This is a genomic window from Enterobacter sp. kpr-6, assembly GCF_900116015.1.
Taxonomy (GTDB): Bacteria; Pseudomonadota; Gammaproteobacteria; order Enterobacterales; family Enterobacteriaceae; genus Enterobacter_D.
Genome location: NZ_FOYH01000007.1, coordinates 137491 through 152787, shown reverse-complemented (window position 1 = coordinate 152787; position 15297 = coordinate 137491). Strand labels below are relative to the sequence as shown.

The window sequence follows — 15297 nt, the reverse complement described above, 5'->3', positions numbered from 1 at the left end:
CGCGCCGAAGCTGACCAGACAGTCGCCGCTTCGTCGTCGTCCTCTTTCGGGGGGAGACGGGCGGAGGGGAGGAAAGTCCGGGCTCCATAGGGCAGGGTGCCAGGTAACGCCTGGGGGGGAAACCCACGACCAGTGCAACAGAGAGCAAACCGCCGATGGCCCACGCAAGTGGGATCAGGTAAGGGTGAAAGGGTGCGGTAAGAGCGCACCGCGCGACTGGTAACAGTTCGCGGCACGGTAAACTCCACCCGGAGCAAGGCCAAATAGGGGTTCACAAGGTACGGCCCGTACTGAACCCGGGTAGGCTGCTTGAGCCAGTGAGCGATTGCTGGCCTAGATGAATGACTGTCCACGACAGAACCCGGCTTATCGGTCAGTTTCACCTATTAAAAAACCCCGCCTCGGCGGGGTTTTTGCTTTTGGGGATGGGGAGAGGTTTTCCCCTCACCCCGGCCCTCTCCCCAGGGGAGAGGGAGAAAAGCGAGTCTGTGCTCAATCTGGCCCCTCGCCTCAAGGGAGAGGGGAAAGGCAAGTCTGTGCTCGATCTGTCCCCTCTCCCATTGGGAGAGGGTTAGGGTGAGGGGGATTAAAGCGGGCTACGCCGCCTCTTCCTCAGACAACCGCACCTCGGCATCCGCGACAATCGCTTCCAGCTCGCTCAGCATCTCGTCATACCCGAAGGCCAGACGCACATGGGCGGCTTCTGGCTGCATTACCGGCACCTTCACAGCCACCGGTTTATTCTTCTTCTGTTTTTTACTCATTTGCGCACTCCCGTACCCTGGTTCACACCGGTAAATCTATCAGTAAAGCGCGCAGCGGCGTATCGGCGACGAGCGTAATGTTAGCCTCATCACGAATAAAAGCGCCGTCGCCACAGGTGAGCGCTTCGCGATCTTCGCCCGGCGTTAACGCATGCACGGTGCCGTGAATCGACTGCAAATAGGCGCGCGGCCCATGCAGTTGAAAACTAAGCTGTTCGCCTTTTGCCAGTTCGATATGGTGCAGCCACACTTGCTGACGCAGGTGCAAACTCTCCTGGCTGCCGTCGGGCGAGGCCAGCAGTTGCTTTGCGGTGTCGGCAAGGACGATTTTCTGCACCGGCGGATTTTCACGTTCAGCGCAGGCGTCGAGCCACAACTGCATCCGTGTCAGGGACTTATCTTTGCTCAGGTTATGCTCGCTGTAGCTGATCCCCGGCTGCGTGGCGATCAGCAGCGCTTCGCCCGCTTTCGCCTGGACATGGTTGCCTTCGCTGTCACGGTATTCCGCTTCGCCTTCCAGAATCAGGTTCAGAATATCCACTTTCGGATAGGTACGCGGCTGGAAGGACGCGCCGGGAGCCAGCACCTCCTGATTCAGAACGCGCAAAGAAGCATATCCCAGAAGTTTTGGGTCGAAGTAATGTCCAAAGGAAAAGGTGTAGCGGGCCTGAAGCCATCCGAAGTCAGCCTGTCCGCATTGTTTGGCGGTTCTGGTAGTAATCATAATCTTGACCTCTCTTTACACGAAATCAATGGTAAAGGTATGGACGCTGCATTGTTAGCCAGATATTCTGCCCGGTATGTTCAAATTTACTGAATGAGAATGTGATGGCCAAAGAAAGGGCTTTAACACTGGAAGCGCTGCGCGTGATGGATGCCATTGATCGGCGTGGCAGCTTTGCGGCGGCGGCGGACGAACTGGGCCGCGTGCCTTCTGCCCTCAGCTACACCATGCAAAAACTGGAAGAAGAGCTGGATGTGGTGCTCTTCGATCGTTCCGGGCATCGCACAAAATTCACCAACGTCGGACGAATGCTGCTTGAACGCGGGCGCGTGCTGTTAGAAGCGGCGGATAAACTGACCACCGATGCCGAAGCGCTGGCACGCGGCTGGGAGACGCATCTGACGCTGGTTACCGAAGCGCTGGTGCCAACCCCCTCGTTTTTCCCGCTGGTGGAAAAACTCGCCACCAAAGCTAACACCCAGCTATCGGTGATCACCGAGGTACTGGCGGGGGCGTGGGAGCGTCTGGAGCAGGGGCGGGCAGATATCGTCATCGCGCCGGATATGCACTTCCGTTCCTCCTCGGAAATCAACTCGCGCAAGCTCTACACCCTGATGAATGTCTACGTGGCTGCGCCGGATCACCCCATTCACCATGAACCTGAACCGCTGTCGGAAGTCACCCGCGTGAAATACCGTGGCGTGGCGGTGGCGGATACCGCCCGCGAGCGCCCGGTGTTAACCGTGCAGTTGCTGGATAAACAGCCGCGTCTGACGGTCAGTTCGATTGAAGATAAACGTCAGGCGCTGCTGGCGGGACTAGGCGTGGCGACCATGCCCTATTCACTGGTAGAGCAGGATATCGCCGAAGGAAGATTGCGGGTTGTCAGCCCGGAATCCACCAGTGAAATCGACATTATTATGGCCTGGCGGCGCGACAGCATGGGCGAAGCAAAAGCCTGGTGCCTGCGCGAAATTCCGAAGCTGTTTATGGGCAAGAAATAACTCCTCCGTGCGGAGGAGTAAGTTGTTAAGAAAGCGGTTTCGGGTCCGGCCCGAAGCGGTTTTCGCCCGGTGTCCCGTTCTGGCAGTTAAAGATAATGATCACCAGCCAGCCGATGACCGGGATCAGCAGAAGTAACAGCCACCACGCCGAGCGGTCGGTGTCGTGCAGCCGGCGGAACTGGACCGCCCACCAGGGCAGAAAGATCAGCACGCCGTAAATCGTTGTCAGAATGCCTTCCCCGCCCGCGCGCTGAAAGCCGAGCAGTTTATCCACCACGCCAAGCACCCCGGTCAGCACAATGTTGACCAGAATAAACATCCAGTACTCTTTGCGGCGCGCCCGGCCACCAAATCCAATGTAGTTCCTGAGAACTTTAAAATACCAGTCCATGTCAACACCTCAATTTATTGCCAATCCACTGTTTTATAAGCAATCAAATTAAGAATAGCTATGAATGGTTGGGCGGTAAATATCACCCGAATGAATTAGTGCGGGCAGTACCGAGCCGGATCACAAAACGCAAGTTGATCACCGTGATCCACCTCACCTGAAAAGATCGCGTTCTGTGAGCGTGTTCGCTTTTTAGCCGCCAGCACGCCTTTTGGCGTGGCGATCAGCGCCGGGGCAGATTTACACCCCCGGGGGTTAACGCCATGCTGATCCCGGAAGGCAAATCCTCCTCAAGACTGCGGGCAAGCTCAAGCAGCCGCACAGGGTTGAGCAGGGTCTGGAAGATGTAAGGGTGATGCTGACCGTCGGTGGCAAACCAGGCGTCGAGTTCCCGGCTGAGGTGGCGCAGCGCCTGAAGTGCGTCAGTCAGTTGTTGTTGAATGCCGGGCTGTGCGCCGTATTTACGCAGCCAGATCCGCAGCACAATTGACCGGGTGACGGCGCTAAACACGCGGGTATACCACAGGGCGCGGGTGGTGCCGTCAATGATGCGCTGCGTCAGCGTCGGGCAAAGAAAGCTGTGCGCCTGTAACTGCTGGGCCAGCGTTTGCATGTGGCCGGCCAGGAACAGCGTTTGCTGGCGCTCCAGTTCAATAAGCTGAAACTGTTGCACGCCCAGGTCAGGATCGTCGGCGGGCATCAGCGGCTGGAACGCCTGAACCCAGTTGGCGCTGCGGGTATCGAGATGAAGCAGGTGCAACGCCTGTTGCAGATTCCACGGCGGCTGGCTGTGGCTTTGTAAAACACGGCCCAGCAGCGTCGGCGTTTTACAGCTCCACTCGTAGCTGGCGGCGAGCAGATTGCTGAACTGCGTCACCACCGGGAGCGGCAGCGGCTGAGTGGACTGCTTTTGCAGCCATGCCTTTGCCAGTAAGTCCGGCGTACTGTGCGGATCGCGCACCAGCCGGGCGAGGCCAAAGAGATTGATTTCATTGAGGGAGTCGGTGAGTTCCAGATCCGGGACCCACTCCCAGTTAAGACGCAAGGTGATGGCTTCAGGCGGCGCATCATCCAGCCCGCCGATCCATTGCAGGCGCTGGTGGAACTCCTCCAGCAAATAGCAGGGCAGCAGCGTCCAGCCGTATTCGATGCCCCACAGGTCGAATTCGAGCCATTTGCGGTAACCCGCAAGGGTAGTGAGATTGGGATTGTTGGCAAAGCCCGGACGGTAATCCAGTTCGGTGGCTTTAATGGAGGCGCAAACGTCGGCGGGCAGCGCGTCGAGGGCCGTTTTTAACATGTGGCGCGGCCAGGTTTTATCCCGGTAATCGCGCAGGACTAACTGGCGACCCTGGCGGCGCACGGACTGATAGAGCTGGTGCAGCGTGCCGGTCCACGCGTTGTCGCTCATCTCCGAGGAGGAGAGCGAAAGCCGCAGGCCGCGCACAGACGGCAGAGCCTGAAGCAGGTCCGGGATCGCCTGACCAAACAGCCAGTCGGTAAAGCGGGCGTCATCGCTGCGGGTGTCCGCTAAAAAGAACTCCGGGAATTTGGCTTTCAGTTCGCTGCACTCGGGGACGGCTTCGCCCTGTAACCACAGTTGCAGATGCTGTTCGTCACAGTAGCGGCCAATCTTTTGCAGATATAACAGCGCGTTATCACGGCGATGGATCAACGGACGAATATCGCCAGGACGACAGCCGGGCGAAGGGGCAACCAGATCGGCAAGCAGCGTCTGCTGGTGAATGATAAGCCCGTTAAATGAATGCGCCTTAAGCAGGGCCGCAATACGCAGGAAACAGGGCCAGTCCCAGATTTTTGCCGTGTTGACTTCCAGTAATAACAGCGGTGCAGCGGACATCATGACCTTTCCACAGTGAGCATGTCCTCTCACCATACGGGCAAGCGCCCGGACGATCGACGGATACATTTCTGAAATGTGATGTACGCAGGCACGCCTGCGGCATGGGTTAACCACGTTATTTAAAACGAACGGAGAGAGATAATGGCTAAAGGGGACATCGTTCAACTTCACTATGTTGAATATACCGATGAAGATACCGGCGCGCGCGTTATTCGCCTGACGCCGCCGGATATTATTTGTCACCGTAATTACTTCTATCAAAAATGTTTTCTTGATGGCGGGCGCAGGCTGATATTTGCCGGGGAATTTAGCGAGCACCGTAATTATTATTTACTCGATATCGCCAGCGGCGAAGCCAAACAGCTTACCGAAGGGCCGGGCGATAATACTTTTGGCGGTTTTCTCTCCCCGGATGAAACGGCGCTTTATTACGTGAAGGCCGAACGGAATTTAATGCGCGTCGATCTGACGACACTTCAGGAAACGGTAGTCTATCGCGTACCCGACGAGTGGGTAGGGTACGGCACCTGGGTGGCAAATTCCGATTGCAGCAAACTGGTGGGCGTGGAAATTCACCGTGATAGCTGGCGTCCTATCAGCGACTGGACGGTGTTTCAGGAGTTTTACGCTGAACAACCGCGATGCCGGGTGATCCGCATTTCGCTGGAAGACGGACACCGCGTGACGCTGCTGGAAGAAAATCAGTGGCTTGGACATCCCATCTACCGCCCGTTTGACGACAACACGGTCGCGTTCTGCCACGAAGGGCCGCTGGATCGGGTGGATGCGCGGATGTGGCTGATGAATGAAGACGGCAGCCACATTCGTAAAGCCAAAGAGCCGCAGCCGGGCGAGAGCTACACCCATGAATTCTGGGTGCCTGACGGCTCGGCGCTGATGTACGTCACCTACGTCAAGGACAGTCCGGTGCGCTATCTGTGCCGGGTGGACGGGGAAAGCGGGGCCGACGAAAAACTGCTCGCCATGCCGCCGTGCTCGCATGTGATGAGCAACGACAACGGCTCGCTGGTGGTGGGCGACGGTTCCGGCAAACCCATTGATATCGCTGACAATGCCGGGTACGGCGACGTCACCGATCCCTATCTCTATCTGTTTGATATTAATAAACAACAGACGCACAAAGTGGCGCGCCACAGCTCCTCCTGGCGCGTGCTGGATGGCGATCGCCAGGTCACGCATCCGCATCCCTCTTTTACGCCGGATGAGAAAGGGGTGCTGTTCAGCTCCGATAAAGACGGCAAGCCCGCGCTCTATCTCGCGGCTATTCCCGACGATGTGTTACGCAGCATTCACTCCTGAGAGGACGCGCGATGTTAAAGAAATTCATGCCCGTGACGGCTTCACTGCTGTTGGTTTGCGCCAGCGCGGCGCTGGCTCAGCCCGCTGAGATCCGCATCTCCTGGTGGGGCGGTAACAGCCGCCATCAGGCAACGCTGAAAGCCATTGAGTTATTTGAGAAGCAAAACCCGGAGATTAAAGTCAAAGCGGAATACGCCGGTTGGGAAGGCTATCTCTCCCGCCTGACAGTGCAAATTGCGGGCGGCAACGAGCCGGATGTGATTCAGACCAACTGGAACTGGCTGCCGCTCTTTTCTAAAGACGGGACGGGCTTTTACGATTTACTGAAATTAAAAGAGAGCTTCGATCTCAGTCAATACGATCCGCAGTCGCTGAAAAGCGTGATGGTTAATAATAAGCTCAACGGTATTCCGGTAGCGATGACCGCCCGCAGCTTTTATTACAATCAGAAATTATGGCAGGAAATGGGGGTGAAATATCCGCAAAGCTGGGATGAATTAAAAGCAGCGGGTAAAGCCTTTAAAGCGAAGGATGAAAATAAATATCCACTGGTGCTCGATTATATGGAATCGATTACCCTGGTACAATCATGGATGGTGCAAAAATATAATATTGCGGCCATAGATGAAAAAAGCGGGAAATTTAATTACACCCCGCAGCAGTGGGTGGAGTTCTTCCAGGTTTACAAAGATCTGGTCGACAGCCATGTCTTTCCTTCCACCCGCGTTCTGGCGTCCTATGGCAAATCCAACACCTGGGAAATGAAACCCTGGATCCAGGGGATGTGGGGCGGGATCTACATGTGGAACACCAACGCAGTGATGTATGAGAACAATCTCGCCGCGCCGTATGACAAGCTGGAACTGGGGCCGTTCTTTATGCTGCCGGGCGCGAAAGATGCGGGGCTGTTCCTGAAACCCACCATGATGTTCAGCGTGAGTAAAAGCACTAAATATCCTCAGCAGTCAGCGAAACTTATCGACTTCCTGATGAACGATCCGGCAGGCGTGGAGGCGATGGGGCTTGAGCGCGGCACGCCGCTGAGTAAAAAAGCCTGGGCGCAACTGTCGTCGAGCGGCGCGATCCAGGATGACAACATTACCGTCACCGGGATCAAATCGTCGCTGGCGTTACCGCACCAGATCCCGACGTCGCCGTACTTCGACAACCCGCAGCTTGTGGCACTCTGGCATGACACTATCCAGAACATCGATCACGGCAATGTGACGGTGGCAGAAGCGGCACCGATCTTCGAGAAAAATGCCGGGCGTATTTTGCAGCGGGCCATCAGGAAATAATCTTCCCGCGCCGGAAGCGCAATCTTTCGGCGCATTACCTCACCGGGATTCGGACGATGATCACCTTCAGCGCAACACTGGCGTGTCAGTACGACACGCTCTTTTCTCCCTTTCCGGCGGCGCAGTTCAGTCGCGGGCTGGACTGGCTGGCAGAAAGCGGCTTTGACGCCGCTGAACTGTGTATTAACGATTACGAAGAGCTGGATGTAAAAAGTCTTCGTCATGCCCTTCGTCGTCGGGGGTTGGGCTGCACGACGATCGCCACCGGGCAGGCGCGCAAACGCGACGGGCTGACGCTGTTATCGGCGGATAAAGCCGTGGTGCGTCGCACCCAGACGCGGCTGTTTGAACATATCGATGCCGCCGCTGAACTGAGCAGCCATGTGACGGTGGGGTCGCTGCGGGTAACGGCGCTGCCGCTGGATACGGCGCAGTATATGAATGAACTGGCGGCGGCGCTGCATCCGTGCGTGGAATACGCCCGGCGCAACGGAGTGGTGCTGATTCTGGAAGCGCTCAATCGCTATGAAGTGAGTCAATTGCACAGCGCACAGGAGATGATGGATTACATGGCGTTTTCCGATGCGCCGGAAAATGTCGGCGTGCTGTGGGATATGTTCCATGCCAGCATTGAAGATCCGGACTTCACGCAGGCGATTGCCACGCTGGGCGCGCGGCTGCGCCACGTTCACCTTGCGGATTCAAATCGCGGATTTCCGGGCTACGGGCACATGCCGGTAGAGGAGATTGTGGCTGCGCTCAGGCAGGCGGAGTATCAGGGAGCGGTGTCGCTGGAGTGTCTGTGCCGGCCTTCGGTACAAACCGTAATTGATGAAGCGGAGAGCCTGCTGGCAAAACTGCGGCAACGGTAAATCCGCTGCCGCATGAAGGATTACTCGTCGGATTCACCCGCGCCGAAACGGGTATCGCGACCGTGCGGTTCGTCCAGATCCTGCCACGGGCCGATGGAAATAATCCCCGTCGGGTTAATGGTTTTGTGGCTGCGATAGTAGTGCGTGCGGATATGGCCGAAATCCACTGTTTCCGCAATGCCCGGCGTCTGCCAGAGATCGCGCAAAAAGCCGTACAGATTCAGGTAATCACTGATGCGGTACTTGTCGCATTTAAAATGGGTCACGTAGACCGGATCAAAACGAACCAGCGTGGTCCACAGGCGGATGTCGGCTTCCGTCAGGCGATCGCCGGTCAGGTAGCGGTGCTGGCCCAGAATCTGTTCCAGGCGGGACAGCGCCTCGAACACATGGGTCACGGCGTCGTCGTAGGCTTCCTGGCTGGTGGCAAAACCGGCTTTGTAGACGCCGTTGTTCACGTTGTCGTAGATCCAGCCGTTCAGTTCATCAATTTTATCGCGCAGTTCCGGCGGGTAGTAATCGCCTGCTTTTGCGCCCTGGGCATCAAACGCGGTATTGAACATGCGGATGATGTCAGCGGATTCATTGCTGACAATGGTGTGATTCTTTTTATCCCACAGCACCGGCACCGTGACGCGACCGGTGTAGTGCGGATCGGCATGCAGGTAAAGCTGATAGAGAAAATCGTGCTGATAGAGGGTGTCACCGGTGGCCGCCGGGAAGTTGTCATCAAAGGTCCAGCCGTTTTCCAGCATCAGCGGATTGACTACCGACACGTCAATGAACGGCTCCAGGCCTTTCAGTTTGCGCAGGATCAGCGTGCGGTGCGCCCAGGGGCAGGCCAGCGAGACGTAAAGATGATAGCGGTCTTTTTCTGCTGCAAAACCGCCTTCGCCCGTTGGACCCGGCGCGCCATCGGCGGTGAGCCAGTTACGGTAAGCCGAGACAGAACGTTGAAATTTGCCTCCGGTTGATTTGGTGTCATACCAGGTGTCATGCCAGACGCCGTCGATCAGTTGTCCCATTTTCTCTCTCCTCCGGATAGCAAAAACGAGGGAAGGTCCCTCGTTTTTTGATTCTTTCAGTATAGTCAGATTACCACTTTTTATTCAGCACACGGTCGATGCTGTATGCGCCTGGCCCGGTCACTGCCAGCAGCAGGAAGCCGCCTGAAATGGTGATGTTTTTCATAAACATCAGCTGGTTAACACCTTCCGCGAAATTGCTGTGGAAGATAAACGAGGTGATGATGGTAAAAATCACGGTGAACAGCGCCGTAGTACGGGTCAGGAAGCCGAACAGGATTGCCAGACCGCCGCCAAACTCAAGCAGGATAACCAGTGGCAGCATGAAGCCCGGAACGCCCATCGCTTCCATATACTGCTGTGTGCCGGCATAACCTGTGATTTTGCCCCAGCCTGCATAGATGAACAGAACAGGCATTAAAATACGTGCAACCAGTACACCAACATCTTCTAATTTTTTCATTTTCCTCTCCAGGAATTCACTCTGTGTGCAGATGAATTAATTCAATCAATTACGGCGTGGGCCGCGGGTTTGCTGTCGATGGAGAGGATAATAAACGTGGGCGTGAATGATTGTTAGCTAGGAATACTGTCAATCTTCTTCAAAATATCTGAGGGAATGACGCCGGGTAAACGTGCTACCCGGCGTTAGGAGGGGATTAACGCAGTTGCTGTTGGCGAATGGTCGTTTGCAGCAGACGCCACGCACTCCATGCACCAAAGCCGCGTTTTGCCCAGCGCAGCAGAAAGTTAGGATGACGAACGGTGCGGATAGCCAGCACGCTACTTCCGACCAGTGCCCATGAGCGCAGGCTGAGTAACGTGTTCCATCCGCGATCGTAAGCGCCTGTCACCTCAAGCCAGTCACGGCGACTGGCGGTGAGATCAAGACGCTGCTGTTGGATCTGGCTCAACAGCATTGCTTTGCGTTTTTGACGTTCAGCCTGATTGCTCACTATTTGTCATCCTCCAGCAGCGACCGATCGTTGGCCAGCTCCTGACGCGTATGACGCAGCAGGGTGGAGTGACGCACTTTGCGCATCGTCCAGATCCCGCCGATAAGCGCCGCCAGAAGCAGTACCACCGTGGTGCCGATCATCACATTAAGACGATATTGTGGATCGACTGCCCAAATAATGAGAACCATCAGACTCATCAGACCAAAAGCGGCGAACAGCATGGTCAATCCCAGCATCAGGAGTAACTGGAAGAGATTTGCTTTTTCTTCTTCCAGTTCGACCACGGCCAGCCGCACACGCGTTTCCACCATTTCTACAATGATGGTGACAATGCGCTGCCCGATACCCAATACGCTTTTTGCAGGCCCGTGTGTTTGACGTGAATCTGCCATATTAGCGCCGTGAAGTTAGCAGCACACCCAGTACCACACCAATCGCGGCACCGATGCCTACTCCTGTCCAGGGGTTTTCGCGAACGTATTCGTCCGCTTTGGTTGCCGCTTCACGCGTTTGTTTCGCGATGACGTCGCTGGTTTCACCCAGACGATAACGGCTTTCATGCAGTGCGCGTTCCGCTTTACTGCGCAGCTTACTCAACTCTTCTTTCGATTTTTCCCCGGAGCTGTTCAGCACTTCTTCCAGGGTATCGGTCAGGGATTTCAACTCAGTGCGCAGATGTTCCGAAGTGGTATCTTTAGACATAGTTCTCTCCAGTGAGTGAGTGTTAACTTCCTTTAATAATCACGAGCCTCAAGCGCTTTCAGTTCGTTCTGTGCTTCTTGCAGCTTATGTTCACGTTTGGTCACTTTATCCGCATCGCCCTTTTGCTTCGCTTCCTGAAGATCTTGCTTACGTTCAGCGATCTCTTCTTTCTGCCCGGCAATTTTCTTCTGGTGATCTGCACGTAACTTGCTGTCCGTACAGTTTGCTCTGACTTCTTTGAGTGCTTTGTTCAGACCGTCAATCCGGCTCTGATTATTGTGCTTCTGGGCGTAAGTGATTTCCTTTTGTATGTCTTGCTCTTTTTCCTGACAAAGGGAAACAGCCTGTGAAGCGGTACTCAAAGAAATAAGGGCTAACGCCAGCGCAATGCGGTATTTCATTCGTAAAACCTTCCATTGTTGCCCGGCAGCGCAACGCGATGCCGATATCCAGTTGATGAGAAGAGTTACAACGTGCCCGTCTGTTAAGCATAGTAACTAACGGAGAGAACACCAAAGTAGGTGAAAAGATTCGGAATAATTGAAGTCACTAACCCAGGCGATGTGGCGTGTCACGCAACCGCGACAGCCAGGCGGCAGTATGGTCGTCATCGTCCTGTAACGCGATGATATAACCGTGCGGCAGGGTACGATCGAGCACCACTTTTGCCGCCGCGCTCTGGGCGCTGGAGTCGAATTTGATGAGTAAGGTATCGTTTTGCGGGGTAATACTTTTAAAGCGAATGCCATTGGCGTCCAGATGATGCCAGATGGAGAAGCCATCCGGCACGCTAACGCTCTGGCTGGCCGGGCGGATGGCCAGCGTCGATTCTCGCTGCTGTAACGTTGCCCACGCGACAAAAAGGACGCTGAACGCGACAAGTAGCGTCAGCATCAGGGCGAAACGCCTTACGGCAACGCGTTGAGTAAACATCTTATTCCCTGTTCCCATGTTTCTTTTTCCACAGCACCACCAGCGAGCCGATGAGTCCAAACACCAGCAGTACCACCGGCAACAGCATCAGGCAGGACATCAGCGCATCTTCGTATTTGAGAAATACGGGCGTTTTGCCCAGCAAATAACCCAGCGTCGTCAGGATCACGACCCACAGCAGACCGCTTACCCAGTTGAAAAACTGAAAGCGCGCGTTATTCAGACCCGAAAGTCCGGCAATAGTTGGTAACAATGTGCGAACAAAGGCAATAAAACGACCAATCAGTAGCGCAGAGAGCCCATGTTTATGAAACATATGGTGTGCGCGCTGGTGGTAATGTGCAGGCAGGTGTGAAAGCCAGTTTTGTACAATACGGGTATTTCCCAGCCATCGGCCCTGAATATAGCTGACCCAACAGCCGAGGCTTGCCGCGGCGGTTAACAGCAGAATGGTCTGCGGATAGCCCATCGCACCTTTGGCAATCAATACGCCAACCAGCACCAGCAGGCTGTCGCCGGGCAGAAACGCGGCGGGAAGCAGGCCATTTTCCAGGAACAAAATCATAAACAAAACAAAATAAAGCATGCCAATCATGGAGGGATTTGCCAGCGTCTCATAATCCTGGCTCCACAACGCGTTAAGTAACTGGGTAAATAGTTCCATTCAGTATTCCTGGTACATCGGTTAACGTCACGCGGGACACAGAGAGCCAAAAGCACGGCGATATTGTCGTTATTTCATTATGGTCGCACGTGGGTAAAGCAGAGTGCAGCTAAACCGGGGGTCTCTGTAAACATACGCAATGGCAAAGTGCATCTAATTGTAACAAACCCCCAGATTCTGCGTCACAGAATTTGCAGGCTGTTGAGGAATGATTTTGCTTGCGGGGGAGGGGGGTGACCAGCCTATTTACAAAGGCTGACACTCTATACCGTTAGCTTACTGCGAAACAAGCGCAGGCGCAGTCACGCCCGCACAGGAAAAAGAAAGCGCTTATTTTACCGCGCTTGCCACGGTATCGAGGTGAACGACCGGATTATCGGCAAAAAGATAGCGGTCGGCGTTGAATTCGAAGTCATCGCTGGTTTCGTTAAACAGCATCTGTTTGGTGTTTTCCAGGTGCTGCCACATCGCCAGTTTTGCGGCGTGCGGATCTTTACGAATCAGGGCCTTAAGGATTTGATCGTGGTCGTCGCACCAGTTATCCACGGTGCGTAAATCGATGTGATCGTGCAGTTTCTTCCAGTACGGGTTGTGCACGCGCTGAGTCCACATTTTTTCAACGATTGCCGCCAGCGCCGTATTTTGTGTGGCAAGCGCCACCTGAACATGGAACTGCAAATCCCATTCGGAGTCGCGGAAGCATTTTTCTTTGCGCGCGTTATCCTGGATTTCCATCAGCTTCATGATGTCCTGTTTGGTCACCTGGGTGGCAGCAAACTCGGCGATATTACTTTCAATAAGCTGGCGGGCCTGCAACAACTCGAACGGACCGTAGTTGGCAAACTCCAGTGATTCATCCGGGGTTTGATGATGTTTAGCCTGGCTGGACACCACATGGATGCCGGAGCCTTTACGCACTTCGACGTAGCCCTCAACCTCCAGCATGATGATCGCTTCACGCACCACGGTGCGGCTGACGCTTTTTTCATCCGCAATAAAGCGTTCTGCAGGCAATTTATCACCGACAAGATACACGCCGTTTTCAATGCGGCTCTTTAGCTCAGCGGCGAGCTGCTGATACAAACGACGTGATTCGGTGATTTCCATATGCGCTCCAGGCAAGATGAAATAAATTAGATTTGTTATACCACTTTTGCGCCATTCTCACCACCGCAGATAGCAAAAATGCCGCCCTGGATAACAGAGCGGCATTTGGGATAATGCATGGTGCATTAATTCAAAACGTTAGTGCTGCGTTGCCGGTCCGCCGACGCCGCGCTTCTCTTCTTCGAGTTCCGCCGCCGACTTACTCTTCAGTACGGTCCAGATAACAATCGCACCCATGATGTCGAATACTGCCAGCACAGCGAACAGCGGGCTGAAGCCGATGGTATCAGCCAGCGCACCGACCACCAGAGCAAACATGGTGCTCGCAGTCCAGGCCGCCATACCGGTCAGGCCGTTAGCCGTGGCCACTTCGTTACGACCAAACACGTCAGAGGAGAGGGTGATCAGTGCGCCAGACAGAGACTGGTGCGCAAAACCACCGATGCACAGCAGACCGATTGCAACATACGGGCTGGTGAACAGGCCGATCATGCCAGGGCCGATCATCAGTACCGCACCCATGGTCACAACCATTTTACGGGAGACGATCAGGTTCACACCAAACCAGCGCTGGAACAGCGGCGGCAGGTAACCACCCACGATGCAACCGAGGTCAGCGAACAGCATTGGCATCCACGCAAACATCGCGATCTCTTTCAGGTTAAAGCCGTAGACTTTAAACATGAACAGCGGGATCCAGGCGTTAAAAGTACCCCAGGCCGGTTCTGCCAGGAAACGCGGCAGTGCGATACCCCAGAACTGACGGGTGCCCAGAATCTGCCATACGGACATTTTTTTGCCGTTGTTAGTCTGGTGCTGCGCTTCCTGACCACCAATGATGTACTGGCGTTCTTCTTCAGACAGTTTCTTCTGATCGCGCGGGTGTTTGTAGAAAATCAGCCATGCCATTGCCCAGGCGAAGCTCAGTACGCCGGAGATAATGAACGCCAGCTGCCAGCTATGCATGACGATTGCCCACACCACCAGCGGCGGCGCAATCATCGCACCAATAGAGGAACCGACGTTGAAGTAGCCCACTGCGATAGAACGTTCTTTCGCCGGGAACCACTCGGACGCAGCTTTCAGGCCCGCCGGGATCATCGCGGCTTCAGCAGCACCCACGGCACCACGCGCCAGCGCCAGACCGCCCCAGCTTCCTGCCAGCGCAGTCGCGCCGCAGAAGATTGCCCAGGTCACGGCGAAGACGGCGTAGCCAACTTTCGTACCGAGGATATCCAGCACATAGCCCGCAACAGGCTGCATGATGGTGTAAGCCGCCGAGTAGGCTGCAATAATATAGGAGTATTGCTGCGTGGAGATGTGTAACTCTTCCATCAGCGTTGGCGCAGCCGCAGCAATGGTATTACGCGTCAAGTAGCCTAACACGGTGCCCAGTGTCACCAGCGCTATCATGTACCAACGTAACCCTTTAATTTTACGCATGTAAACCTCATCGTTATGTAATTTTCCGCTTTCAGCGGTTCATCACCTGCTCGTAAACAGAGGATGTTATGTAACGGGGGCGAACCGGGAGGCGTTCCCGGTACGGCCCAAACCTTGCCATCAGTGTTCGTGCGAAATTCGGTTTCCGTACCGTTAACCTGGATGAATGAATCACCTGTAATGCATTCCGTCGGCGTATGAATTGCGACGGCAGCAAGATAACTTGT

Annotated in this window: 18 protein-coding genes and 1 other RNA gene; 5 read left to right on the top strand and 14 right to left on the bottom strand. The window is 55.0% G+C overall.

What is annotated here, in order from left to right:
* The first annotated feature begins 6 nt into the window (after positions 1-6).
* An RNA gene (gene rnpB / locus BM373_RS16590) (RNase P RNA component class A) lies at positions 7-385 on the top strand.
* Positions 386-596: 211 nt separating this feature from the next.
* Here rnpB and BM373_RS21630 read toward each other — a convergent pair.
* A complete protein-coding gene (locus BM373_RS21630; protein WP_177220163.1) occupies positions 597-764 on the bottom strand; it encodes a hypothetical protein in 168 nt (55 codons plus the stop codon).
* A gap of 22 nt (positions 765-786) precedes the next feature.
* On the bottom strand, positions 787-1488 hold the full coding sequence (locus BM373_RS16585) for a pirin family protein (protein WP_090463744.1): 702 nt from the start codon (positions 1486-1488) through the stop codon (positions 787-789).
* 104 nt (positions 1489-1592) lie between these two features.
* Between BM373_RS16585 and yhaJ the strand changes: the two genes are divergently transcribed.
* Positions 1593-2492, top strand: coding sequence for a DNA-binding transcriptional regulator YhaJ (yhaJ, locus tag BM373_RS16580; protein WP_090463741.1), 900 nt, complete (start codon positions 1593-1595; stop codon positions 2490-2492).
* Positions 2493-2517: 25 nt separating this feature from the next.
* Here yhaJ and BM373_RS16575 read toward each other — a convergent pair whose 3' ends face one another.
* Together BM373_RS16575 and BM373_RS16570 are read right to left on the bottom strand one after the other, a co-directional pair.
* On the bottom strand, positions 2518-2883 hold the full coding sequence (locus BM373_RS16575; RefSeq protein WP_090463738.1) for a DUF805 domain-containing protein: 366 nt from the start codon (positions 2881-2883) through the stop codon (positions 2518-2520).
* A 223-nt stretch (positions 2884-3106) separates the two neighbouring features.
* Positions 3107-4747, bottom strand: a complete 1641-nt coding sequence (locus tag BM373_RS16570) for a hypothetical protein (RefSeq protein ID WP_090463735.1) — start codon at positions 4745-4747, stop codon at positions 3107-3109.
* A gap of 141 nt (positions 4748-4888) precedes the next feature.
* On the opposite strand from BM373_RS16570, the gene BM373_RS16565 reads away from it, so the two are divergent.
* The 3 genes from BM373_RS16565 to BM373_RS16555 are packed head-to-tail and all read left to right on the top strand — an operon-like array spanning position 4889 to position 8237.
* Positions 4889-6067 carry an oligogalacturonate lyase family protein gene (locus BM373_RS16565; RefSeq protein WP_090463732.1) on the top strand — a complete coding sequence of 393 codons (1179 nt, stop codon included), beginning with the start codon at positions 4889-4891 and terminating at the stop codon, positions 6065-6067.
* Between the two features lie 11 nt (positions 6068-6078).
* Positions 6079-7365, top strand: a complete 1287-nt coding sequence (locus tag BM373_RS16560; RefSeq protein WP_090463729.1) for an ABC transporter substrate-binding protein — start codon at positions 6079-6081, stop codon at positions 7363-7365.
* Positions 7366-7421: 56 nt separating this feature from the next.
* Complete coding sequence (locus BM373_RS16555; protein WP_090463727.1) at positions 7422-8237, top strand: sugar phosphate isomerase/epimerase family protein; 816 nt, start codon at positions 7422-7424, stop codon at positions 8235-8237.
* Between the two features lie 20 nt (positions 8238-8257).
* On the opposite strand, the gene BM373_RS16550 is transcribed toward BM373_RS16555, so the two are convergent.
* The 10 genes from BM373_RS16550 to BM373_RS16505 form a co-directional block, all read right to left on the bottom strand.
* Complete coding sequence (locus BM373_RS16550) at positions 8258-9262, bottom strand: glutathione S-transferase family protein (RefSeq protein WP_090463724.1); 1005 nt, start codon at positions 9260-9262, stop codon at positions 8258-8260.
* Between the two features lie 70 nt (positions 9263-9332).
* Positions 9333-9725, bottom strand: a complete 393-nt coding sequence (locus BM373_RS16545; protein ID WP_090463721.1) for a DoxX family protein — start codon at positions 9723-9725, stop codon at positions 9333-9335.
* A 196-nt stretch (positions 9726-9921) separates the two neighbouring features.
* Complete coding sequence (locus BM373_RS16540) at positions 9922-10182, bottom strand: YqjK-like family protein (protein ID WP_371261136.1); 261 nt, start codon at positions 10180-10182, stop codon at positions 9922-9924.
* A gap of 35 nt (positions 10183-10217) precedes the next feature.
* Positions 10218-10613 carry a phage holin family protein gene (locus BM373_RS16535; protein WP_090463715.1) on the bottom strand — a complete coding sequence of 132 codons (396 nt, stop codon included), beginning with the start codon at positions 10611-10613 and terminating at the stop codon, positions 10218-10220.
* A 1-nt stretch (position 10614) separates the two neighbouring features.
* Entirely contained in the window at positions 10615-10923 is a 309-nt protein-coding gene (locus tag BM373_RS16530; RefSeq protein WP_090463712.1) for an ElaB/YgaM/YqjD family protein, read from the bottom strand.
* Positions 10924-10955: 32 nt separating this feature from the next.
* Positions 10956-11324, bottom strand: coding sequence for a DUF1090 domain-containing protein (locus BM373_RS16525; protein WP_090463709.1), 369 nt, complete (start codon positions 11322-11324; stop codon positions 10956-10958).
* A gap of 148 nt (positions 11325-11472) precedes the next feature.
* Positions 11473-11856 carry an EnvZ/OmpR regulon moderator MzrA gene (gene mzrA, locus BM373_RS16520; protein ID WP_090463706.1) on the bottom strand — a complete coding sequence of 128 codons (384 nt, stop codon included), beginning with the start codon at positions 11854-11856 and terminating at the stop codon, positions 11473-11475.
* A gap of 1 nt (position 11857) precedes the next feature.
* Positions 11858-12520 (bottom strand): DedA family general envelope maintenance protein YqjA, encoded by a 663-nt coding sequence (gene yqjA, locus BM373_RS16515; RefSeq protein WP_090463703.1) that lies wholly within the window; start codon positions 12518-12520, stop codon positions 11858-11860.
* 330 nt (positions 12521-12850) lie between these two features.
* Complete coding sequence (exuR, locus tag BM373_RS16510; RefSeq protein WP_090463700.1) at positions 12851-13627, bottom strand: transcriptional regulator ExuR; 777 nt, start codon at positions 13625-13627, stop codon at positions 12851-12853.
* Between the two features lie 138 nt (positions 13628-13765).
* Positions 13766-15070 carry an MFS transporter gene (locus BM373_RS16505; protein WP_090463697.1) on the bottom strand — a complete coding sequence of 435 codons (1305 nt, stop codon included), beginning with the start codon at positions 15068-15070 and terminating at the stop codon, positions 13766-13768.
* Positions 15071-15297: the final 227 nt, after the last annotated feature.